This is a genomic window from Affinundibacterium flavidum (genome assembly GCF_014284175.1).
In the GTDB taxonomy this organism is placed as follows: domain Bacteria; phylum Pseudomonadota; class Gammaproteobacteria; order Burkholderiales; family Burkholderiaceae_D; genus Undibacterium; species Undibacterium flavidum.
In genome coordinates this window covers 1-414 of record NZ_JACOGA010000053.1, presented here as the reverse complement: position 1 = coordinate 414, position 414 = coordinate 1, and the positions used below count along the sequence as shown (strand labels likewise).

General features: G+C 50.0%; 1 protein-coding gene. It reads left to right on the top strand.

What is annotated here, in order from left to right:
- A partial coding sequence (locus H8K55_RS21315) for a tandem-95 repeat protein (RefSeq protein ID WP_186944257.1) occupies nt 1-414 on the top strand: 414 nt, incomplete at both ends.

Here is a 414-nt window from a genome sequence, read left to right as displayed (position 1 = left end):
TGTTGATTCCTTCAGCTATGTGGTCAACGATGGTACGGTCGATTCAAATGAAGCGACTGTGAGTTTGACGGTCGCTGCAGTTAATGATGCACCGACCTTGAGCAATCAAGCGGTGACTTTGGCAGAGGACAGCACGATCACGATTCTGCCATTTGTCACAGCGGCAGATATCGATGGTGATGTCTTAACTGCTCGCATAGTAACGCAACCAGCGCACGGCACAATCACGATCAATGCGAACGGTGGTTTTACGTACACGCCAGCGGCAAACTACAATGGTGTTGATTCCTTCAGCTATGTGGTCAACGATGGTACGGTCGATTCAAATGAAGCGACTGTGAGTTTGACGGTCGCTGCAGTTAATGATGCACCGACCTTGAGCAATCAAGCGGTGACTTTGGCAGAGGACAGCAC